Below are 21,025 nucleotides of genomic sequence, written 5' to 3'. Positions count from 1 at the left end.
TTATGTTAAAAATAGCACCGTCGATTTTATCCGCTGATTTTGCTCGCTTGGGCAGTGAAGTTGCGGAAGCTGCGGCAGGAGGGGCAGACTGGATTCATGTGGATGTAATGGATGGGCATTTTGTATCCAATATTACATTGGGGCCACCTATCGTTCAGGCTATTCGTCCGCATACGACTCTTCCCTTGGATGTTCATCTGATGATTGAGCATCCTGAACGTTATATTGGCGATTTCGTAAAAGCAGGAGCCGATATCATCACTGTTCATGCTGAGGCGTGTGTTCATTTGCATGGTGTCCTTCACTTGATCAAGCAGCAAGGCGCTCTGGCTGGAGTGGCTCTCAATCCGGGTACTTCACCATACGCGATCAAGGAAGTGCTGCCAAATGTAGATATGATTCTAGTGATGACGGTCAATCCTGGCTTTGGAGGACAGTCCTTCATTCCAGAGACGTTGAATAAAATCAGACAAATCCGTGCTTGGTTGAACGAATTGGGTCGTCCAGACGTACATATCGAGGTAGACGGAGGTATTGCGGAGGAGACGGCACCAGCCGTATTTGAAGCGGGGGCTAACGTGCTGGTGGCTGGTAGTGCGGTATTCGGCAGAGCAGACCGCGCAGCGGCTATTGCTACGATTCGGGACAGTGCAGCTCGTTTGTCCAAGTGAAGCTGACCGAAGCATTGTGGATGACTGTCGCGAGCATGGCGACGGGGTTGACCCTTAGCTGTTTCTCGCTTGTGAAGGCTCCTTGGAATGCCGTTCTTTCACTTTTGGCTGTTCTAGTTGTGCTGTTTTATTTTCGTAAAAATGAACGGCGTGGTTTACGAATAGGTTTTGTGGTGTGCAGCGTACTTTATTATATCCTGTTTATTTTCATACTCTCAGCATATCTCTATGTTCGCGGACTTGTCTGATGGTATAGCCTGGGATGGTTGTGCATAAATATGGTTACATGAGCGGGATTCTCATGTAGCCTTTTTTTGTGGGGTAACAACCCTTGACAGGTTGCATAAACTACAGAGAACGGATGCAGGAGGATGATGGGGAGGGTGAGGCATGAAGTTTTACACAATCAAGCTGCCAAAATTTCTGGGTGGATTCGTTAAAGCCATTTTGAATACATTCCAGAAAAACTGAATTCAACGTAATGTAAACACAGGATGTAGGATGAAAGCTAGAGGTACACAGGGCACGCTTCCCGGGCATAACAGATAGGTAGCTCGGTAGTAAAAGATAAGAACGCACGGGAAGGTGCCTGACATTTTGTTCTCCTGAACTAGGCGGATATTACTTTTCGAATAACCAAAAAAGCACCCGTTTAAAACGAGGTGCCTTTTGTTTATAACGATATTTTTTTACGACTACACGCGAGTCACTTTACCGGCTTTCAATGCACGAGTGCTGACATAAACGCGTTTCGGTTTACCGTTAACGAGAATGCGAACTTTTTGTACGTTGACGCCCCAAGTACGGCGATTACGGTTGTTAGCGTGAGATACGTGGTTACCGCTGCCAGGCTTTTTGCCTGTTACAGAACATTTACGAGACATGATTCCACCTCCTATTCTGAAAATAACCAAATTCCATATGGAACGGGTCTCTCTTCAGGCCGACTGGGTCAGCCGGACTTTGTAAGTCACTAACCTGAACAAAACAATACTTAAATATAATATCATAGTCAAAAAAGCTCCGTCAACTGATTCAAAAACTTTATTTATTTCTCTTTCGCATTATAGTACAATATGGGATAGTTATTGTTGCGATTATTTTGTATTTAAATGGAATGTGAATTCTTATTCCAGTCATGCCGGCGGTTCAGAGGCGGGACTATAGTTATCATTCCAGCCGATGATTTATTGTGGGGCAGTTGACTGGTTTTTCATTGTATATGACCTGTAGAAGAACGACCAGACGTGAGTACAAGAGCTTATGAAAGTGTGACATTCGTATTCGTCGTCTGGCTTTAGTATAATTTAATTGAACCTGTAGGCACAGTTGAATAAGGTGTGGTGAAGGTTGATAGTAAAACAAGTGTATTAAGCTAGGAAGGGGAATTCTCTTGAGTAATCGTTCTTTGAATGGAACAGATTTTACCGCAATGGTTTTAGCCGGGGCGGAACAATTACAGCAGCATGCGGAACATGTCAATTCACTAAATGTATTCCCGGTGCCAGACGGTGATACGGGAACCAACATGAATTTGACGATGAGCGCGGGCGTAACGGAATTAAAGAGGGGGGATTCTTCCTCCATCGGTGTCATGTCCGGCATATTATCCAAAGGTTTGCTGATGGGAGCCCGCGGCAATTCAGGGGTTATCCTGTCTCAGTTGTTTCGTGGCTTCAGCCGTTACGCTGCCCCATACGAGGAATTGAATACCCTTCAGTTCGCATCGGCATTGCAGAGCGGGGTGGATGCGGCCTACAAGGCGGTGGTTAAGCCGGTGGAGGGTACAATTCTTACCGTGGCGAAGGAAGCGGCCAGGCATGCTGTGTTTTTCTCGCGCCGGACGAACGATATCACGGAACTGATGGAAGAAGTGCTTGCCAAAGCGAAGGAAACGCTTGCCATGACGCAGGACATGCTCCCTGTACTGAAGCAAGTAGGAGTTGTAGATTCGGGTGGGCAAGGTCTTGTGTATATTTATGAAGGCTTTATGCAGCATCTTGGAAGCGGCTTGGTGACGTCTCCAATTGCAAAAAGTGATAATGCGCGCCAGGTTTTTGCTCCTCACGTATCGGAGAGACCTACTGCTCCTGCAGTTGTTCCTTCCCCAGATGCGCCGATTTCTGCGCAAGCGAAGCTCGAAACGGATAATATTGAATTTTTGTATGATATGGAGTTTTTTATTAATCGACAACTGGGCGATGCGCAAGGTACCTATTTTGATGAGGAAGCCTTCCGGAAAGCGTTATCTGTAGATGGTGATTCTATTATCGTGATTTCAGACGATGACGTCATCAAGGTTCACGTGCATTCTAAGGCTCCTGGTGAAGTACTGAATTTGGCACTGCGTTACGGAGAAATTACACAGATTCGTATTTTAAATATGCGCGAGCAGCATCGTGATTTGTTGTCTGCGGGTATGGATGTTGCTCCTGAGCCTGAGTGGTTTGCTGAAATACCAACAGAGCCTGTACGTGAGGAAGAGCCGTCTGAGCCTCCCGCTCATGAACTGGCATCCTTTGGTTTTATAGCTGTGGCTTCCGGTGAAGGAATTGCTGATATTTTCAGAAGTTTAGGCGTCGATGTTGTCCTTGCTGGCGGCCAAACAATGAATCCGAGCACAGAGGACTTCGTTAATGCGGCCCGCTCGATTGCGGCTCAACATATTTTTATTCTTCCGAATAATTCCAATATTATTTTGGCGGCAGAACAAGCACGTGAACTGCTAGAGATGGAACGTTTGGTGTCGGTTATTCCGAGCAAAACAATTCCTCAGGGCATTGTGGCAGCATTTGCCTTCCAGGAGGAAGAGGCTTTTGAGGTAAATCAGGACAATATGCGTGACGCAGTCACCCGGGTGAAGTCTGGGCAAGTGACCTACGCGGTACGGGATACGACGCTTGATGATCTGCATATTACAGCAGGGCACTACATCGGTATTCAGGATTCCAAGATTGTTGCGACCGAGGAACACTTAATGGCAACGTCCCGTCTTTTGCTAGCGAAAATGCTGGTGAATGGCGATGAAATTGTTACGATTCTTACAGGTTCGGACGCGAATCAACAAGACACAGATCAGCTTGTTGCATGGATTGAAGAAAATTATGCGGATGCTGAAGTGGAAGTTCATGAAGGTGGTCAGCCGATTTATCCTTATTTGTTCTCAGTGGAAACCTGATGTGCTTTTGCGCGTCCATGGAAGTCCACTACAAAAGGAGGTCTGACTGATGAGTAGTACCATCATTTTGACGGATAGCACGGCTGATATTCCACCGGAATTAGCAGACCGTCTCGGTATAGTCGTTGTACCACTGACAGTGATGTTCGGCAGCACAACTTACCTGGACGGCATTGAGATGTCAGCGGCGCAGTTTTACAGCGAACTGGTACGGGCTGATGAGCTGCCTACGACTTCACAGCCTTCACCAGCCCGTTTTTTGGAGACATACACGACACTATTGGAGCAATACCCTGAGAGCCAGATTATCTCTATCCATTTATCCTCGGGTGTGAGCGGAACGTATCAGTCTGCTCTGCTGGGCAAATCCATGCTGGAGAAGCATGAACATAGAGTGACTGTGGTGGATTCCAAATCAGCTTCATACGGATACGGTATGCTAGTGGTTTATGCGGCAGAGCTGGCGGCAGCCGGGCACTCCCCGGCTGATATTGTTCGGGCTGTGGAACGTCGTGGAGAGCGCCGTTGTTTGTATTTCCTGGTGGATACCCTGCAATACTTACAAAAAGGCGGACGTATTGGTAAGGCAGCGGCAATGGTGGGCACGTTGCTTAACATTAAGCCGATACTTTCGATTGACAAAGAAGGCATTATTTATTCAGTTGATAAGGCGAGAGGGCATAAAAAAGCGACAGCGAGAATTATTGAACTACTGGAGCGGGACTTAAAAGGCCAAAAAATTAATATTGCTGTGGGCCATACGGCAGATCGCTCAGTGGCAGAAGCGTTCGTGGCTCAGCTGGCAGAGCATTTTGAGCTAGGAGATCGAATATATACTGAACTTGGCGCTGTGATTGGGACCCATGTAGGGCCAGGAACGATTGGCATTTTTGTGTGGCCGGCCGGAGATGAGAGGTAATATGCTGCAATTGGATCAAATACCTTTAAAACAAATACATGGCGTGAGTGCTCTCAAAGAGGGAGAGCTTCACGCTTTTGGCATTTTTAACATACAGGATATGCTGGAGTATTATCCGTTTCGGTATGAAGATTACCGACTGCGCTCGCTAAGCGAAGTGAAGGACGGAGATAAGATTACGGTACAAGCCAAAATTATGGGCATTCCAGTGCTTCAGCGTTACGGGCGCAAATCAAGGTTGACTTGTAAATTGATGGCCGAGGATTGGATGTTTACCGCAACGTGGTTTAATCGGCATTTCATGAAGGAACAGCTAACCTCAGGTCGTGAAATTGTGGTGACTGGTAAATGGGACCTCAAACGTATGCAGATGACTGTTGCAGATTCTGAGTTTCCTGATAAAGGAGTAGCCCGCTCGGGGACACTTCAACCGGTGTACTCTATAGGCGGCAAGATCACCCAAAGCTGGATGCGAAAAATAATGAACCAGACGCTCCAGCAGTTTGGTGAAATGATCCCCGAAATATTGCCTGAGTTGCTTGTACGCAAATATAGTATGATGCCGCGCAAGCAGGCTATTGCGGGTATACACCAGCCTCAGGACAACCGCGAGGGGCAAGAGGCTCGTCGGCGGATGGTGTATGAGGAACTGTTTTTATTTCAGCTGAAAATGCAGGCATTCCGGGCGTTAAATCGCGGTCGTGCGGACGGGGTGGTACATACGGTGGATAACGCCACGATTCGTGAATTTGTAAGGGCTTTGCCTTTTGAATTAACGGATGCACAGAAGAAGGTAGAGCTTGAAATACTGCACGATCTACGCTCACCTAATTGTATGAACCGTCTGCTTCAGGGGGATGTTGGGTCAGGTAAAACAGTTGTTGCTGCCATCGGTTTATTTGCCACAGTACGTTCCGGTTTTCAGGGAGCGCTGATGGTGCCAACCGAAATATTGGCCGAGCAGCACATGCGATCGCTTCACAAGCTGTTTGAGCCCTTTGGAATCAGCGTTGGTCTACTGACTGGGAGTACAACCGGGAAGAAGCGTAAGGAACTGCTAGCTGCTCTCCAAATGGGTCTGCTGGACATTGTAGTAGGCACCCATGCTCTCATTCAGGAGGATGTATATTTTCGTCAGCTTGGGCTTGTTGTAACGGATGAGCAGCATAGATTCGGAGTGAACCAGCGAAGTGTACTGCGTCGCAAAGGCTATAATCCCGATGTGCTGACGATGACGGCCACACCGATCCCTCGTACGCTGGCCATCACTGCGTTTGGCGATATGGATGTTTCTACGTTGTCAGAGCGGCCGAAGGGGCGTATTCCAATTTCCACCTATTGGGTGAAGCACGAACTGATGGATCGGGTACTTGGTTTTATTTCCCGCGAGGTAGACCAGGGACGGCAGGCTTATCTGATTTGTCCGTTGATTGAAGAGTCGGAGAAGCTAGACGTACAGAATGCCATCGATTTGCATATTCAAATGCAGCAGGCTTTTCCACATTACCGCGTTGGGCTATTACATGGACGAATGACTCCCGCAGAAAAGGAAGAAGTTATGCGTTCTTTCTATGCGAATGAAATTCAGTTGCTCGTTTCAACGACGGTTGTGGAGGTAGGGGTAGACGTTCCCAATGCGACACTAATGATCATTATGGATGCGGATCGTTTTGGACTATCCCAGTTACATCAATTACGTGGACGAGTCGGACGGGGTGCACATGCCTCGTATTGCGTATTGATCGCTGACCCTAAGTCGGAGGTTGGTCAGGAGCGGATGAAGGTTATGACCGATACGGACGATGGTTTTGAGGTGGCTAGACGCGATCTGGATTTGAGGGGGCCGGGTGACTTTTTTGGTACCAAGCAGAGTGGGCTACCCGAGTTTCGTTTAGCAGATATGGTAGCGGATTTTGAGGTGCTGGAAAAGGCGCGTGAGGATGCAACTGATCTGATCAAGGATGCGTCCTTTTGGACATCTCCGCAGTATGAAGCATTGCGCGGTTATTTGCAAAAAGAGCAGATTTTTCAGGGGGATCTCATCGATTAATCCACCATGAATTATGAGATTGTTTTAAACGTTTTAAACAGATAGGCACAATGGACAGGCTGGCCGTCATATATTTGGGAATGACCGAATGATATGGGAGGTGTGGCAACATTGAGCTATCAGCAATATGGAATCAGTCCGCAACTGGTGGAGCGGATTAAGTTGAAAATGAAGAATCGTGCGCTCAAGGAGCGGGTTAAGCAGCAGATTGAAGGTGTGACTAAAGCGGACCTGCAAAATAAAGCTAAGGTGCGTCATCTTGTGAAGTCCACTTCTGCTATTTTAAACGAGCGTTTGACGGCTGCGCAGGAGGAGCAATTGACCGCCTTCGTATTGGCACAAAAAATTGATCCGTCCAATACATTTCATCTAATCAAGCTGTGGGGAATGTTCCGTTGATTGCTATTTGAAGAGGTGCTTCAAAGCGTTCTCCATGTTTTTTTGTGAAGCACAGATAAAAAAAGGATTGCCTGATATCAGGCGATCCTTTTTGGTTTGTTTTAGTTCATTCCCCGGGCAATAGCTAGTGTGCACTTATCATGAGACTTTTTATTTGTAATGACCGCCAATTTTGATAGAGCGTTCCATGGCCTGCCCGGCATCTGTTAACGATGATGCTCGCATGATGATGGACTGACCATACCGATCCTTTAAAGTGTCCGTCACCTTTTCCAAAGCACGGGATCGCTCCTGATCCTCAAATAAATCCAACTGATATAGTTGATCATCCACCAATCCGCTTAAAGTAACCCCTGCGCGCTTCACGGGCATATGATTCCAAAAAGTATAAAAGATTTTTTTAACGGTTTCATATACTTTTTGGGTATGGTTTGTAGGATCGGGTATCTTCATTTGTCGGGAGAACCCAGTTGGTGCCTCGTAGGGACTGCATATACAATGAACAGTCACAACTGAGCCCATATATCCTTTGCGGCGGGCGTCCCGACACACCTCTTCTGTTAGTTCAAGCAGGATGGTTTCCACTTCCGCAGGCTGGAGATAGTCGCGGGGAAGAGTCATCATATGACCGATGGATTTGGGAGGTGTATTAAATGTTTCCGGCTTGACCGGGCTGTGATCGATCCCGTTAGCAGTCCGCCATATCACCTCTGCCTGAATATCGGACTGCTTGCCGAAATGAGACCGGAATCTGTCCTGTAGCCGGGGTAAGGGGGTACGTGCGATATCTCCAATGGTGTGTAGTCCAAGCTTCTCCAAATGCCGTTCCATACGCGAACCAATGCCGAACATAAGACGTACTGGCTGAGGCCACAGCAACGCTGCAATATCGGATGTAGGCAACAAGAAAATGCCACTGTCATTTTTTTTAGCCCATATATCTGTCGCGGTTTTAGCCAGCATTTTGTTGGAGCTGATGCCAATTCGAATCCATACTCCTGTTTGTGCCAGTACCTTTTGCTGAATTTCACTTGCAATACTCACCGGATCTCCGAACAGAGAGAGACTTCCGCTCATATCCAGAAACTGTTCATCAATGCTGAAAACTTCAACCAAATCCGTATATTCATTATAGATTTCTGTTATTTTTAATGAGACATCGATATAATGCTGCATACGCGGGCGTACAATGATAAGGTCAGGACATTTTTTCACCGCTTCTCCCAGACGTTCTGCTGTAGATATACCGTATTTTTTGGCCAGCGGACATGCAGCTAAAATAATGCCTGAACGAAGTGCAGGGTCACCGGCCACAACGAGTGGCTTATGTTGGTATTTGGGATCATCTGCTTTTTCGATGCTGGTATAAAAACTTTGGCAGTCCGATAAGAATATGGTTCTATTTCTGCGTTCCTTCAAAAATTCGACCTCCTCTCCTGATAGGTGTTGATCATCCTACCAAAATATTCTTGAATGTATACTCTTATAGTAGTATTATATACAGAACAAGTGTTCCTAATACAAATGTATTTTTTGGAACGTTAGAGTTTACGTAAAACCTAACATGGCGTATCATAATATCTTGAGCAAAAACAAGTTGGAAATGAATGAATATTGAGGGGAGAAAACCATTTTTATGAACCCAAAACGTCGACCATCATCTCAAAAACGCAGTAGGTGGCGTATTTTTGGCAGAGTTTTGCTAATTAATATCAAGTGGTTCTCGTTTGCGGGTGTACTTGGATTGCTATTTGCTGGAGGTCTTATATCCGGCTATGTAGCGGCACTGGTTCATGATGAACCTGTACGATCACGTCAGTTGATATATGAAAAGGTAAATGAGAACGCTCTGACCAGCTTTGTATTTTTTAATGATCAGGTAACTCCGGTTGGAAGAATGCGCATGGAGGAGGATCGACAGCTCGTTGATCTGAAGGATGTCCCTCAGTCGATTGTGGACGCCCTCATTTCAACGGAAGACAGCCAATTTTATGAGCACCGTGGTGTGGATTTAAAGGGAACAGCTCGTGCCGTTAAGCAGAAGCTTTTGAATGAAAACCGCCAAACAGGCGGCAGCACACTGACGCAGCAGGTAGCCCGAAGGGTTTTTCTCAGTCTGGATAAGACGGACAGCCGCAAGGTGAAGGAAATGCTGCTAGCATTGCGTATGGAACGGTTTATGGGCAAGGATAAAATATTAACGGCTTACTTAAACAAAATGCCTTTTGGTAATGGTTCCGCTGGTTACAATTTATATGGAATCAAGTCTGCTTCGTTAGGAATTTTCAATGTAAGTGATCTACATAAGCTTCATATTGCTCAGGCGGCTTATTTGGCAGGTCTCCCGCAACTGCCATCTGTTTATTCCGCTTTTGATGGTAAAGGGAACTTTGATGAAGAAGGCTTCAATAAAGCGATGGAGCGTCAACGTGTCGTGTTGGGAAGAATGCTGGCAACAGGTAAACTTACGCTATCCGAATATAATGAGGCGCTTCAATTTGATGTGAAAGCCACTCTTGCGCCACATCGCGAAAAAAGTTATAACACATTCCCTTATTTGATGCTGGAGACAGAGCGGGAAGCGGCCCAATTGTTAGCGCTCCAGCAAAATCCGGATATCACGCCAGCCGAAATTTCCAAGCCTGAGCATGCCGAGCTTCTTCAAAATACGCGAGAAGAGTTGCAAAGGTCCGGATATCGAATTTATACAACGATAAATAAGAAAATTTATAATAATATGCGGCAGATTGCAGCCAATCCACAAAACTTTTCTCCATACAGTAAGAAGAAGGGATTAGAGCAGATTGCAGCAATCATGATTGATCATAAAACAGGGGCTGTACTTGGTATGATCGAGGGCAGAGATTTTAATACCGAGCAAATGAACTATGCAACTCAAATGACACGTCAGCCCGGTTCTGCCATGAAGCCTATTGCTGCTTATTTACCTGCTTTGGAAAAAGGCTACACTCAGCCAGCCGGTCTTATTGATGATTCACAAATCATATTGAAAGACGGACGTAAAGGTTATCATATTCCTAAAAATTATAACAGACGGTACGAGGGGCTTATGACAGCCCGTGAAGCACTCAATCGGTCAATCAACATCCCTGCGCTGAGGCTGTTCTTATATGAAGTTAAAATTCCTAACGCTTGGAATTTTGTGCGTTCTCTTGGAATTACGACGATTCAGCCGCAGGATGAACATGCTCAGACAGGGGTTTTGGGTGGACTAAGTAAAGGGGTATCCGTCGAGGAACTGACCGCAGCATATGGAACGATTCCCAATATGGGTGTATATAATGCACCTCATCTGATCAGCAAAATTACGGATGCCAACGGGAAGATCGTATATGAATTTAAACCGCAGACGAGACGTGTATATTCGCAGCAAACCGCATTTTTGATGACGGATATGCTCAAAACGGTTATATCAGATCCGAGGGGAACTGGCAAACGTCTGCAAAATACTTTTAAAAGCTACGGTGACATTGATATCGCCGGTAAAACCGGTACGACACAAAACTTTGGTGATGTGTGGTTTATGGGGTACACACCTGACGTTACACTAGGCGTCTGGGCTGGTTACCGCCAACAGGTTAATACATTATCTCAAGAAGGTCATTCCAGAGCACAGTCAGTGTGGGCACTGATCATGAATGAGGCGGTCAAGGACCAGCCTGAGCTTTTTAAGAATAAGCACTTTATACAGCCGGAAGGTGTTGTAAGAGTTACGGTTTCTAGCCTTACAGGTAAGCTACCAGGGCGTTATTCCCGTCAATCGGGTCAACTCGTGACTGACTGGTTTAATCAAAAATATGTGCCTACCGAGGTTGGAAGAGAACAGATTCCGCGTTCTGCTAGACCAGTGGTCCCATCCAAACCAGATATCAAGGAAAAAGCAGTCCCAGAGGTTGAGGTCCCTGCAATAGATCAAGAGAAAATTCCACCAGAGGAAACGGATCCTGCTGTTCCTGACGCAGACACAGAGGTAGATATGCCTGATGAGAACAATGATGTGCCATCAACAGATACTTCGCAACCTTCTGTTGAAAATGAACAGGAGACTCCTTCTGAATCGGAAAGCCAGAGTGAGACTCCAAAAAACCAATCTGACGAAGTTACTTATCCAGAAATAATATCTGATCAACCCAAAAACTAAACGACAGGAACGGTTTAGTTTAAAATGCCGTTCCCAACAATGTCTACAGTGACCTGCGGATGAAAACGAACATTGGGGTATTCTTCATTCCAATCTACACTTTTCCATACTACTGGATGATGAGCGATCAACTGTCTGTCTACGCCAAAGGCATCACATCCATTTTCCTGATTGCTTTGAGGATCATCTACAGTCTCTAGCGTTTGCGACAACACGCCTTCAGGAGTGAGATCATAAGCTGATGCATTTGCCAATCGGGCATCCTTCAAATTGTTCTGATCCCAGCAGCCTGTTATAAATATGAGTAGAGCCAGCATTCCAAGCGCTCTGCTCTTTTTTATGTTTCAGGCCCCTCCTTTTTTTTGAAGAGATAGGATAGAATTAGCAGCGGAAAAAGGGAACACAATTAGCGGGAAATAAGTAAAATTATTGGGCGTAGAACCAATTCCTAGTTATTATTTGATGATATGCGCCAGCTCTAACGGCAAAATAGCTGGATGAAAAGTAATCGTCGCAATGTAAATGGCAAGCAGCGTAAAAGTGATTAAAAAGCTCGTCATTCGAATCGTTCTTAGAAATGAACTAATAATCCAACGAGCGTGATAATCGTCTGGGCTTTGGTAAAATGCAGAAAAAGAGATGGGAGCTATTAGAGTAGTTGGGCTACCATCAACCAAAATCGCAATCCGTCCCTCCATTAGATTGGCGGTCACACGATCCGGTCGTTCCGTCTGAGCTATTGAGGGAAGAGAATAAGAATTGTCCTCCTTAAATTCTTGAATAAAAACGGGAGGGAGCGCCATATCGGAGGAGATTGCTTTAATTCTCGTTTTCACTGCTTTCACCAGCTCAGGATTAGCCAAGTCTTGAACATAGACAATAACGATTTTAGTTCGGGTTTTAGATCCCACATAAAGAGCGTACAACCAGTGACGGGGTGACAATTTGTTTGCGAATCAGATTCAGATTGATGGATAACTGCTCAAACATTTCTGTTTAATTCAACGGAAGCTGCGTCATGTCCAGCCAAGAGAGCACCTCCTTTTGGATGAGATAGGCATAATGTGTGCCCAATGGACTGAGTTTATCCATGATCTGGTGACTTATCCATTCTTGAATCACCAGATTACAAGGAGGCTTAATCTTGCGTCGGATCAATTCCTAGATAGTGTCCCAGTTTCCGCCGGACCTCGCTGCGAGCAAAGGACGAAAGCATGAAAAATCGCCTTTGATAGCCACGGCATACATACAAAACCTCTACGCCTTCATGATTTCGGATTTCGCTGTAAATTTTAATTCCTAGTGTTTTCATTCGCGCTTTTGTCTCTGCTAATTGAACAGCTACGCGCTGTTGTACTCCAGTCAGGCTACGAACATACAAATCGGGCATTTTTAGAGGAGAGGTATTTATAATATGAATGTCTCGTTCCAGCACATCCAGAACAAGAGTTAAAAGTACACACATCTTGACCAGCCCTGTGTCTTCTTCAGAAGGTAAAGGAGCTTTGCTCTTGTGGTTCAGTATCTTTTGGCTTGGCATAAAAATCTCCTTTACTCCGAGTAAGAATACAATATATAATCAGTATATAGAACGTATGTTCTATTTATACCTCATCATAGGAATTTTTCCATGGTTAAAGCAATCATCAATTATTGGAAAAGTGATGGGGAGCGATACCCATGTGCCATTATGTAAAGAATCTTACGTTTATCGCCAATGACAGTCAAACAGAGTTTATGTTAAGCTAATGGATAAAAACTTACATAAAAGGGGAGATCGTTCTGACTGCGGTCAGCCTTTACTATTTAACTTAAGAAAGTGGAGAAAGAAGGTATACATATTGTCACGTTCGTTATATGCAGCTTTATTACTGTTGAGCCTCATTTGGGGCGGTTCGTTTATGTTTATCAAGGTGTTGTTGCTACATCAGGTAGGGCCGTGGACTATTGTATTTCTCAGGTCCAGCTTTGGGCTTATTTTTATTGTCTTGTTAATGATACTTATGCGCAGGCCGTTTAAAATCAAAAGCATTCCGTGGAAATCGGTTACTCTGGTAGCTTCGGTCAACATGGTCTTGCCATGGACATTGATCGGTTTTAGCGAGACCAGAATAGCTAGCAGCATGGCTTCTGTATTGAATGCTACCACGCCCATATGGACCATGTTGGTGGGGCTTGTTTTTTTCGGAGCTATTTTTCATCGAATGCAGTGGTTAGGAATGGGTCTCGCTTTTGTAGGAATTATTATTTTATTGGGTATTAATCCTGCATCTATTATTTCTGTTGATCCTGTGGGTTTTGGGTGTATGCTGCTTGCGACTCTTTGCTACGGATTTGGAACACAGCTCTCCAAACGTTTTCTTTCCAATCTTTCCATGTATCAGGCTACCTTTGCGACACTGCTTGGTGCGGCGGTAGGGGGTGGCATTATGATGGCAATGGTGGAGAGACCTGATTTGTCGATTGTTTCTGATTCAGGTGTATTGGGTTCTCTTATAGGACTGGGAGTTTTGGGATCAGGAGTAGCATATATTTTGTTCAACTACATGATTTTGCGGGGGAGTGCGGAATTTGCTTCTTCGGTGACGTATTTTGTACCAGTAAGTGCCATTGTATGGGGCTTTTTGCTCTTGAATGAACATATCGGCTGGAACGTTCTAACCGGGCTGGTCCTTATACTTGGAGGAGTGTTTATGGCCAATCAGCGTAGAACCGCCAAATTAAGTGGATAATAATCTAAACAAAAATAAAATACGATTTGGGTTATATTAAATGTACATTCGCCAAACCTTCGGTATAATGCGTTAATTCACACATACAATAAAGCATGCTCACGCATAAAATAAAATATGGTGCAGCAAAAAAGCAAGCTGTTTAGCAGGTGACAAGGTGTGGTATAATAAATTATAGAATTATATGTACCACAGAAATGTCGGAGTTTTATTCCACAAAAGAAAGGATCAGGATACCATGTGTCCCCGAAGGATACTTCCCCAAAGGACGATTTGGAAACGATTTGATCTGTCTTATACTTAGCTTTTCCGCGGAGTAACGTCAAGTTGCGAAAGCCAACTCTGCGGAAGAGGGGATTGTACATGCGAAGGACCAAGTCCTCCAGGCACATCTTACCTGGTAGTTTCCGTAAGAGTGGGTTCATCCACATCAAACTTACGAGAAACCGAGGGAGCCTGTATGAGGAAAACTTACGAATCTATCGTGAACAATGGAGCATTGAGACAGATTGCTGTCATGTTGCTCGGAACATGCATTTTAGCTTTTACGTACTATCACATTAATGCCCAAAATCATTTGTCAGAAGGCGGATTTGCAGGCTTGGCCCTGCTGGGACATTACGCGTTTGGCATATCTCCAGCATGGAGTATGTTGCTGCTTGATATTCCCGTCATATTGCTGGCATGGGTACTGAAGGGCAAAAGATTTATGCTGCTTGCGTTAATCGGAGCCGTCGCTTTTTCACTGTTTTATGCAGGATTTGAGAAGTATTCGACTCTGGTTATAGATCTACATGGAAATCTGCTGATAGCTGCTCTACTTTGTGGGGTGCTTACAGGTTTGGGAGCCGGAATCGTACTGCGATTCGGTGGAGCAACCGGGGGCGATGATATCTTATCTCTGCTGATCAGTGAGTGGCGCGGGTGGAAAATCGGCAACGTGTTTATTGTCAGTGACATCATCGTACTGGGATTATCACTCTTGTATCTGCCTATGAAGGAAACAATGTTTACAATACTGGCTGTGTGGCTTGCCGGAAAAATAATTACATGGACGACCACGTTCCAACTGCACCGACCTGTGAAAAAGGTACTGCCAGCGGCTATTCCCGCTAAAAAGGTAGTTGCCAAAACAGTGCCGGTCGTCCACAGCCTTCGTCAATAAGGAAAGGGTGTTACGTTAGGAGAGAAATCTTCTTACGTAACACCCTTTCGCTGTATTCAGCTTCTATCAGGAAGGTTTTAAAGTAGACTGAATGCGTCCGTTTTATATTTTTTCTACTGTTTCTCATCTTGCTCGGCTGGATGATTATCGTTCCATTCCTCGGCTTGGGAAGTGGCAATCGCAATCGAGCGACCTTCTTCGTAGCCGTCACGGAGTAGAGCGTTAGCAATATCAACGGCTTTTTCTCGCACACGAGGTTCCAGGTTTTTCATGGATGGAGGGTAATCATGTTTGTTCCAAGGCATAGTTGCACACTCCTTATAGCAGATGATGTACTATGTATTACCCGTTGTAGGATTAAACAAACGGAAATCAAAGAAATGAATATATTGTAAAATGTATCTTGAGAAAAAGCGTATAATGGTGTGCAGAATACCAGAAAAAGGAGTGAAGCATTTGCTTGCCTGGGGTTTTGTTTTTTTGCTGACTATCATCATTCATACTACAGATAGCTTGTCCTATGCTCTGCGGCTTGGTGGTTTGCGAGCGCGTCGGATTGGATTAGCGTTAACCGTTGCGGGAATGCTGCTGTTGGTTTCACGCACCTCTAACATGGCGCAGGGGCCTTTACTCGGAGGGATGGTCGATCAGGCTAAAGCAGCAGCACAAGTGGGCGGAACGAATATTAGACTGGAACTATATATGCATGGGGTACTGCTGGCAGCAACCGTTGGAACCATACTTGCTATATTACTGTATCCAACAGTGGTACGCATGTCAGCCAGATGGATTGTGCATTTGGAGCATACCGGATCTATTCCGGCTTTGGTGCGTCATTTAATGCTGCGAAGTCGCTGGAAACATGCAGGCTACTACATAAAACGTCCCACCTGGTCTATGCTTACTTCATTGATTAGCGGAGCGATACCCAAACGTCTAATTATTCTGAATATAACCGTTACTGCGATTTATACAACAGGAGTAGTATCTGCTTTATATGCTTCATTCCTGTGGCCTGCACAAGGTACAGCAATGTCAATGTCGTCAGGTCTAATCAATGGCGTTGCAACGGTATTATTGACCTTGTTAATTGATCCAAGATTGGCGGTACTGTCGGAGAAAACGCTACGAGGGGAGCTACCCTTAACTCGGATGAACAGTATGTACGGCTGGATGATCATGTCGCGTTTGGCAGGTACTTTATTAGCTCAGCTATTGCTAGTACCGTTAGCAATTTGGCTTGGATGGGTAATGAGTTAATTGCTAGCTTTCGTAATGATGTGCTGCTGTCATATCCCAAAAAAAGGCTGACCCGTGATCATCTATTAAAGATAGATCGCGGGTCAGCTCCAATGATTTTATGGATACTTACTGTTCAAATAATGACTTATATGCTCCGTATCCTTCACGTTCCAAGTCTGCTTGAGGCACGAAGCGGAGCGCGGCGGAATTGATGCAATAACGCAGACCATCTGGACCTGGACCATCATCGAATACATGCCCTAAATGGGAGTCAGCTTCGCGACTTCGCACCTCGGTACGGATCATAAAATGGCTGAGATCGGTTTTTTCTTTGACATTATAGCTGCGCAGCGGACGGGTAAAGCTGGGCCAACCGCAACCTGCATCATATTTGTCCAATGAACTGAACAAGGGCTCTCCTGATACGATATCTACGTAAATGCCTTCACCCTCATGATCCCAAAACTCATTTTGAAAAGGACGCTCGGTCGCGTTTTTTTGTGTTACTTCGTATTGAATAGGCGTCAGCCGATCTTTAAGATCGGATTTATCAATCTTGCCAGACCAATTTTGTTCGATAAAATCTTCACGTCCCGAACCTTTGCGGTAGCGTTTGTAATGAACGGGGTTTTTCTTATGGTAGTCCTGATGATATTCTTCTGCTTCATAAAAAGTGGTCGCAGGCAGGATCGGTGTAGCAATGGGCTTGTCGAAGCGGCCACTTTGAGCCAAAGCTTCTTTAGAAGCTTCTGCCTTGATTCGCTGCTCTTCATTATGATAGAAAATAACCGTTTGGTAAGATGAACCTCTATCGTGAAACTGTCCACCTTCATCCGTCGGATCAATCTGCTGCCAGAATAGCTCCAACAGTTTTTCATACGGGAAAACTTGTGGATCAAATGTAATCTGTACGGCTTCCACATGCCCCGTTGTTTCAGAGCATACCTCTTCATAGGTAGGATTTTCGGTATGTCCCCCTGTGTATCCAGATCTAACCTTCAAAATACCGGGTAATTCCTCAAAAGGGGAAACCATGCACCAGAAGCAGCCACCTGCAAAAGTTGCTTTTTCTACCGTGTGTGGATTGTTGGTGCTCATATTTGTCACTCCAATCTGAGAATGTTTAATTAGTTGTTATTTAAATAGTTTACAATTAAATTATATACGAGATTTTTGCAAAATCCAACGAAACGTCAGAAACCAAACGGCGTGTAACTGGCTCTGTCCTCAAAATTGCCATGAAACATCCTACAGAAACGGTAGCAAACTGTCGCATTAAATTCTATTGATGCGTTGAAGCCTTTTTCGGTAGAGTATAAAGCCGCCGCCCACCAATGCAGTATATAGCACCAAAATGAGCAAACCAGTGATTGGGTGTTCTGCAAAGGTGCCGCCAGCATAAGCGTACACCGCAATTGCGGGAAGCTTGCCAATAGCTGTACCTAGGATAAAGCTCCAGAACGGAAAACCCGCTACTCCAGCGTATACATTTACCGCTGCCTGGGGGATGACCGGAATCAGGCGAGCCAGCAGAACAGCAGCAAAAGGCTCCCTTTCCATGACCCGATTGAAGCGCTCCAATGCAGGAACCCGCTTCAAATAGGCTCGTCCTTTGTCACGAAACAGGGTACGTACTGCAATGAAAACGACCAGTGCAGCCATGGTAGTGCCTAGCCAGCAAATCAGAGCACCTTGCCAAGGACCTGCGGCATAAGCAATAGAAGCGATAATCAGCTTGTAAGGCACAAACGGTATTAACGCGAATAAAAATGCGAGCAGTAGCAGAACTGGAAAGGAGGTTTGCTTGTCCGCCCAGGCGAGCCAATCATATCTGTAGATAAACGCGATGCAAAGCAGCGAAACATAAGCAGCGGCAAGTAGCCATTTTTTCATTTACATACCTCTTTCAATATCCCTGTACGGCTTATCGCTTATACAGAAAAAAATAGGGTTCACATTCCTAATAATGTGTGCTATACTGCCACTAATAGAATAGTTCCCAAAGGGGAGTAGCTCAACGAGTAAAGTCGTCATTACGGGATTTTTAATCCCCGGCTTTATTGGCAACGTAATGTTGTAAGCGAGACCTTTGCCAGGATTTTAGGAATCCGGGTAAATGGTCTTTTTTTGATGCCAAATTTGGGTCAGCGCCGTTTCCGGATTCCGTGAAATGGCGCTTTTTTAGTATAAAGCGCTGAACTATGTACAGTATAACAAATAAATAAAAAAGGTGGGAGAAACGTATGGATTTGTTGTCAATTGAGTTTTTAACCGCATTAGTATCCATCATTATCATTGATCTGGTGCTAGCTGGTGACAATGCAATCGTAATCGGTTTGGCGGCTCGCAATGTTGATAAGGCCAATCAAAAGAAGGTCATTATTTGGGGGACGGTCGGAGCGGTCATCATTCGTGTGATTGCTACGGTGCTGGTCACGTATTTATTGCAAATTTATGGATTGCGTTTGATTGGGGGACTCGCACTTATCTATATCGCCTATAAGCTACTGGTCGAAGAGAAGAAGCATGAAATTTCAGCCACGAATCAAATGTGGGCAGCGATCCGCACCATTATTATCGCGGATACGATGATGGGGCTCGACAATGTACTTGCTGTAGCGGGCGCAGCTCATGGAAATATGCTACTCGTTATATTGGGTCTTGCAATCTCTGTTCCAATCATGGTGTGGGGAAGTACGATTATCTTGAAGCTGACAGAACGTTACCCAGTAGTTATTACGATTGGGGCTGCTGTACTTGCTTATACTGCTGCCAAAATGGTGGTGGCGGAACCGTTGATTGCACACTGGTTTATGAACGGGGTCGTTAAATACGGCTTTGAGGTTCTGGTTGTGGTTCTGGTTGTAGCCATTGGGATGCGTGTTAAAAAAATCAAAAGTGAAAAAACAAGAAAGCAAGTGCAGCACGCCTAAGCTAACTTACATTGAGGTAAACTTAGCTGAAGCTGAATGTTCATGCCATAGAGGCTGTTCCGTTATTGTCCAACTGGACCCGGAGCAGTCTCTTTTCTTTACTTGTCAGCAGACTTCCATGTAAACTAGACAACAGATGAATGAGTGATTAGAGGTGGGAATGATATGGACAAGCAAACGAAGACAAGGGTAGCCATTGCGGGACTGGGTGGTATTGCTCGTAAAGTATATTTGCCGTTACTGGCTGCACACCAAGGTGTAGACATTGTAGGTGTCATGAACCGTTCACAGGAGCCGGTAAGTTCCGTCATGGAGCAATATAGGTTGCCTAGAGGAACGACAGATGTGAAGGAGATGCTGGCATGGGAACCGGAAGCTGTATTTATACATGCCGCGACCGAAGCTCATTTTGATCTGGTTATGGCGTGTATTGAAAAAGGGATTGCCGTGTATGTGGATAAACCGTTGTCCTATGATGTTCGTCAGAATCTGGAAATGACCGCTTTTGCGGAAGCACAGGCCGTGCTGCTGGCGGTGGGATTTAATCGGCGTTTTGCCCCGCATTATGTTGCTGCTAAGGCTTGGTTAGAGGAAGCGGGTGGATTCAGTCAATGTGCGGCTATTAAACATCGTACTGGATATGATCGAAGACCGGCGGCACAGACGGTTTATGATGATTTAATTCATATGCTTGACTTGCTTTTGTGGCTGGGTGGCGATGATTATGAACTGCTGCATAGTAGTCTGAATACGACGAGTGAAGGATATATGGATGCTGCGTTCGGGACTGTACGTTTGGGAAATGCCACCGGAAGCTACAGTATGAGTAGACAGGCAGGAGCTGACATAGAAAAACTGGAGCTTCACGGGGCAGGACGGTCTGTTGAAGTAACAAATATGGAACAGGCTGTTTTTATGCAAAAAAATCATTCACCATTAACGCAAGCTTTTGGAAGCTGGGATACGATTTTGGAAAGACGAGGATTCACAGGAGTCGTGAATCATTTTCTGGAGCATATTCATCGTCCGGAGGAGTGTGCTGTACGAGCTGGAAAAGTATTGGAAAGCCATATGCTGGCTGACGAACTGATCAACCGTTTGAGTGATTAATATGGAACGTCCGAACATGATCTTAACAGTCCAGACAGACATCAAGAATTAGGTTGAAGGAGAAATGAATGAATGGAAGAAGATAATCGTGGTAAACAGCTAGAAGAAGCCATCATCGAAAATTATAAGCAAGAAGAAGATATGATGATTCTTGTATTTGCGCAATGGTGTATCAATCACGGGTTGGAGCCAGAGGAATTATATCGTGTAGCGTATCCGCATCAGGATAGCAACGAGCGTCTGCTACGAGTACGCAAATTGACTGTATCGCGTGAAGAAGCGGGTGATATTCCGCTGGATACAGTATTAGGGGTACTATCCATGTTCGGAAATGAGGACTTGGCGATGGTCGTATCCGAGGCGGCTGCCAGCCTTCCGTCGGAACGGAAATAGGGCTAGCCAGAATAAAGGATATACTGTTATCATTTATGGCATCATGGACTCACTATATTTACTTAAGACAT

At 45.2% G+C, this 21,025-nt stretch carries 21 protein-coding genes; 13 read left to right on the top strand and 8 right to left on the bottom strand.

Features of this window, described 5'->3' with window-relative positions; translation table 11 throughout:
* Positions 1-2 precede the first annotated feature (2 nt).
* Positions 3-671, top strand: a complete 669-nt coding sequence (gene rpe / locus MKY98_RS15880) for a ribulose-phosphate 3-epimerase (RefSeq protein ID WP_029517208.1) — start codon at positions 3-5, stop codon at positions 669-671.
* Positions 672-1,061: 390 nt separating this feature from the next.
* A complete protein-coding gene (gene spoVM, locus MKY98_RS15875; protein ID WP_010345573.1) occupies positions 1,062-1,142 on the top strand; it encodes a stage V sporulation protein SpoVM in 81 nt (26 codons plus the stop codon).
* Between the two features lie 224 nt (positions 1,143-1,366).
* Here the strand turns inward: spoVM and rpmB are convergent, their stop codons facing one another.
* Positions 1,367-1,555: a 50S ribosomal protein L28 gene (gene rpmB, locus MKY98_RS15870; RefSeq protein ID WP_013310881.1), complete on the bottom strand. Its 189-nt coding sequence runs from the start codon at positions 1,553-1,555 to the stop codon at positions 1,367-1,369.
* Between the two features lie 509 nt (positions 1,556-2,064).
* Here rpmB and MKY98_RS15865 point away from each other — a divergent pair.
* The 4 genes from MKY98_RS15865 to MKY98_RS15850 all read left to right on the top strand — a co-directional run bounded on the left by MKY98_RS15865 (position 2,065) and on the right by MKY98_RS15850 (position 7,217).
* The gene (locus MKY98_RS15865) at positions 2,065-3,849 is read left to right on the top strand and encodes a DAK2 domain-containing protein (protein ID WP_069012746.1); all 1,785 of its coding nucleotides are present in this window, start codon (positions 2,065-2,067) and stop codon (positions 3,847-3,849) included.
* Positions 3,850-3,898: 49 nt separating this feature from the next.
* Positions 3,899-4,768, top strand: coding sequence for a DegV family protein (locus tag MKY98_RS15860; protein ID WP_069012745.1), 870 nt, complete (start codon positions 3,899-3,901; stop codon positions 4,766-4,768).
* Position 4,769: 1 nt separating this feature from the next.
* Positions 4,770-6,818: an ATP-dependent DNA helicase RecG gene (recG, locus tag MKY98_RS15855; RefSeq protein WP_069012744.1), complete on the top strand. Its 2,049-nt coding sequence runs from the start codon at positions 4,770-4,772 to the stop codon at positions 6,816-6,818.
* 111 nt (positions 6,819-6,929) lie between these two features.
* On the top strand, positions 6,930-7,217 hold the full coding sequence (locus tag MKY98_RS15850) for a stage VI sporulation protein F (protein WP_013310877.1): 288 nt from the start codon (positions 6,930-6,932) through the stop codon (positions 7,215-7,217).
* 150 nt (positions 7,218-7,367) lie between these two features.
* Here MKY98_RS15850 and MKY98_RS15845 read toward each other — a convergent pair whose 3' ends face one another.
* Complete coding sequence (locus tag MKY98_RS15845; protein ID WP_029517212.1) at positions 7,368-8,636, bottom strand: DNA polymerase IV; 1,269 nt, start codon at positions 8,634-8,636, stop codon at positions 7,368-7,370.
* A gap of 217 nt (positions 8,637-8,853) precedes the next feature.
* Between MKY98_RS15845 and MKY98_RS15840 the strand changes: the two genes are divergently transcribed.
* On the top strand, positions 8,854-11,379 hold the full coding sequence (locus tag MKY98_RS15840; RefSeq protein WP_069012743.1) for a transglycosylase domain-containing protein: 2,526 nt from the start codon (positions 8,854-8,856) through the stop codon (positions 11,377-11,379).
* 14 nt (positions 11,380-11,393) lie between these two features.
* On the opposite strand, the gene MKY98_RS15835 is transcribed toward MKY98_RS15840, so the two are convergent.
* The 3 genes from MKY98_RS15835 to MKY98_RS15825 form a co-directional block, all read right to left on the bottom strand.
* Positions 11,394-11,633, bottom strand: coding sequence for a Ger(x)C family spore germination C-terminal domain-containing protein (locus MKY98_RS15835; RefSeq protein ID WP_341011011.1), 240 nt, complete (start codon positions 11,631-11,633; stop codon positions 11,394-11,396).
* Positions 11,634-11,834: 201 nt separating this feature from the next.
* Positions 11,835-12,290 (bottom strand): spore germination protein, encoded by a 456-nt coding sequence (locus tag MKY98_RS15830; protein ID WP_256026139.1) that lies wholly within the window; start codon positions 12,288-12,290, stop codon positions 11,835-11,837.
* Positions 12,291-12,517: 227 nt separating this feature from the next.
* Complete coding sequence (locus MKY98_RS15825) at positions 12,518-12,919, bottom strand: hypothetical protein (protein WP_069012741.1); 402 nt, start codon at positions 12,917-12,919, stop codon at positions 12,518-12,520.
* A gap of 301 nt (positions 12,920-13,220) precedes the next feature.
* On the opposite strand from MKY98_RS15825, the gene MKY98_RS15820 reads away from it, so the two are divergent.
* Positions 13,221-14,111: a DMT family transporter gene (locus MKY98_RS15820; RefSeq protein WP_029517216.1), complete on the top strand. Its 891-nt coding sequence runs from the start codon at positions 13,221-13,223 to the stop codon at positions 14,109-14,111.
* A gap of 460 nt (positions 14,112-14,571) precedes the next feature.
* Positions 14,572-15,276, top strand: coding sequence for a YitT family protein (locus tag MKY98_RS15815; protein WP_029517217.1), 705 nt, complete (start codon positions 14,572-14,574; stop codon positions 15,274-15,276).
* A gap of 113 nt (positions 15,277-15,389) precedes the next feature.
* On the opposite strand, the gene MKY98_RS15810 is transcribed toward MKY98_RS15815, so the two are convergent.
* The gene (locus MKY98_RS15810) at positions 15,390-15,581 is read right to left on the bottom strand and encodes a hypothetical protein (protein ID WP_029517218.1); all 192 of its coding nucleotides are present in this window, start codon (positions 15,579-15,581) and stop codon (positions 15,390-15,392) included.
* A gap of 151 nt (positions 15,582-15,732) precedes the next feature.
* Between MKY98_RS15810 and MKY98_RS15805 the strand changes: the two genes are divergently transcribed.
* Positions 15,733-16,536 carry a lipid II flippase Amj family protein gene (locus MKY98_RS15805; RefSeq protein ID WP_069012740.1) on the top strand — a complete coding sequence of 268 codons (804 nt, stop codon included), beginning with the start codon at positions 15,733-15,735 and terminating at the stop codon, positions 16,534-16,536.
* Between the two features lie 108 nt (positions 16,537-16,644).
* Here the strand turns inward: MKY98_RS15805 and msrA are convergent, their stop codons facing one another.
* Positions 16,645-17,616: a peptide-methionine (S)-S-oxide reductase MsrA gene (gene msrA / locus MKY98_RS15800; protein ID WP_039270899.1), complete on the bottom strand. Its 972-nt coding sequence runs from the start codon at positions 17,614-17,616 to the stop codon at positions 16,645-16,647.
* A gap of 177 nt (positions 17,617-17,793) precedes the next feature.
* Positions 17,794-18,411, bottom strand: a complete 618-nt coding sequence (locus tag MKY98_RS15795; RefSeq protein ID WP_029517221.1) for a TVP38/TMEM64 family protein — start codon at positions 18,409-18,411, stop codon at positions 17,794-17,796.
* A gap of 350 nt (positions 18,412-18,761) precedes the next feature.
* Here MKY98_RS15795 and MKY98_RS15790 point away from each other — a divergent pair, with 350 nt between their 5' ends.
* The 3 genes from MKY98_RS15790 to MKY98_RS15780 all read left to right on the top strand — a co-directional run bounded on the left by MKY98_RS15790 (position 18,762) and on the right by MKY98_RS15780 (position 20,954).
* The gene (locus MKY98_RS15790; protein WP_029517222.1) at positions 18,762-19,451 is read left to right on the top strand and encodes a TerC family protein; all 690 of its coding nucleotides are present in this window, start codon (positions 18,762-18,764) and stop codon (positions 19,449-19,451) included.
* Positions 19,452-19,616: 165 nt separating this feature from the next.
* Positions 19,617-20,561, top strand: coding sequence for a Gfo/Idh/MocA family protein (locus MKY98_RS15785; RefSeq protein ID WP_029517223.1), 945 nt, complete (start codon positions 19,617-19,619; stop codon positions 20,559-20,561).
* A 72-nt stretch (positions 20,562-20,633) separates the two neighbouring features.
* Complete coding sequence (locus tag MKY98_RS15780; RefSeq protein ID WP_013310862.1) at positions 20,634-20,954, top strand: hypothetical protein; 321 nt, start codon at positions 20,634-20,636, stop codon at positions 20,952-20,954.
* Positions 20,955-21,025: the final 71 nt, after the last annotated feature.

It is taken from the genome of Paenibacillus sp. FSL M8-0228, from assembly GCF_038007385.1.
In the GTDB taxonomy this organism is placed as follows: Bacteria; Bacillota; Bacilli; order Paenibacillales; family Paenibacillaceae; genus Paenibacillus; species Paenibacillus polymyxa_D.
Note: the sequence above shows the minus strand (reverse complement) of the source record. Positions and strands in the feature narration are given on the sequence as shown.

What these genes read in the sequence shown, in the direction of transcription:
- rpe (WP_029517208.1), top strand. Translation starts at nt 3, where the DNA reads ATGTTAAAAATAGCACCGTCGATTTTATCCGCTGATTTTGCTCGCTTG.
- spoVM (WP_010345573.1), top strand. Translation starts at nt 1,062, where the DNA reads ATGAAGTTTTACACAATCAAGCTGCCAAAATTTCTGGGTGGATTCGTT.
- rpmB (WP_013310881.1), bottom strand. Translation starts at nt 1,555, where the DNA reads ATGTCTCGTAAATGTTCTGTAACAGGCAAAAAGCCTGGCAGCGGTAAC.
- MKY98_RS15860 (WP_069012745.1), top strand. Translation starts at nt 3,899, where the DNA reads ATGAGTAGTACCATCATTTTGACGGATAGCACGGCTGATATTCCACCG.
- recG (WP_069012744.1), top strand. Translation starts at nt 4,770, where the DNA reads ATGCTGCAATTGGATCAAATACCTTTAAAACAAATACATGGCGTGAGT.
- MKY98_RS15840 (WP_069012743.1), top strand. Translation starts at nt 8,854, where the DNA reads ATGAACCCAAAACGTCGACCATCATCTCAAAAACGCAGTAGGTGGCGT.
- MKY98_RS15825 (WP_069012741.1), bottom strand. Translation starts at nt 12,919, where the DNA reads ATGCCAAGCCAAAAGATACTGAACCACAAGAGCAAAGCTCCTTTACCT.
- MKY98_RS15815 (WP_029517217.1), top strand. Translation starts at nt 14,572, where the DNA reads ATGAGGAAAACTTACGAATCTATCGTGAACAATGGAGCATTGAGACAG.
- MKY98_RS15810 (WP_029517218.1), bottom strand. Translation starts at nt 15,581, where the DNA reads ATGCCTTGGAACAAACATGATTACCCTCCATCCATGAAAAACCTGGAA.
- msrA (WP_039270899.1), bottom strand. Translation starts at nt 17,616, where the DNA reads ATGAGCACCAACAATCCACACACGGTAGAAAAAGCAACTTTTGCAGGT.
- MKY98_RS15795 (WP_029517221.1), bottom strand. Translation starts at nt 18,411, where the DNA reads ATGAAAAAATGGCTACTTGCCGCTGCTTATGTTTCGCTGCTTTGCATC.
- MKY98_RS15790 (WP_029517222.1), top strand. Translation starts at nt 18,762, where the DNA reads ATGGATTTGTTGTCAATTGAGTTTTTAACCGCATTAGTATCCATCATT.
- MKY98_RS15785 (WP_029517223.1), top strand. Translation starts at nt 19,617, where the DNA reads ATGGACAAGCAAACGAAGACAAGGGTAGCCATTGCGGGACTGGGTGGT.
- MKY98_RS15780 (WP_013310862.1), top strand. Translation starts at nt 20,634, where the DNA reads ATGGAAGAAGATAATCGTGGTAAACAGCTAGAAGAAGCCATCATCGAA.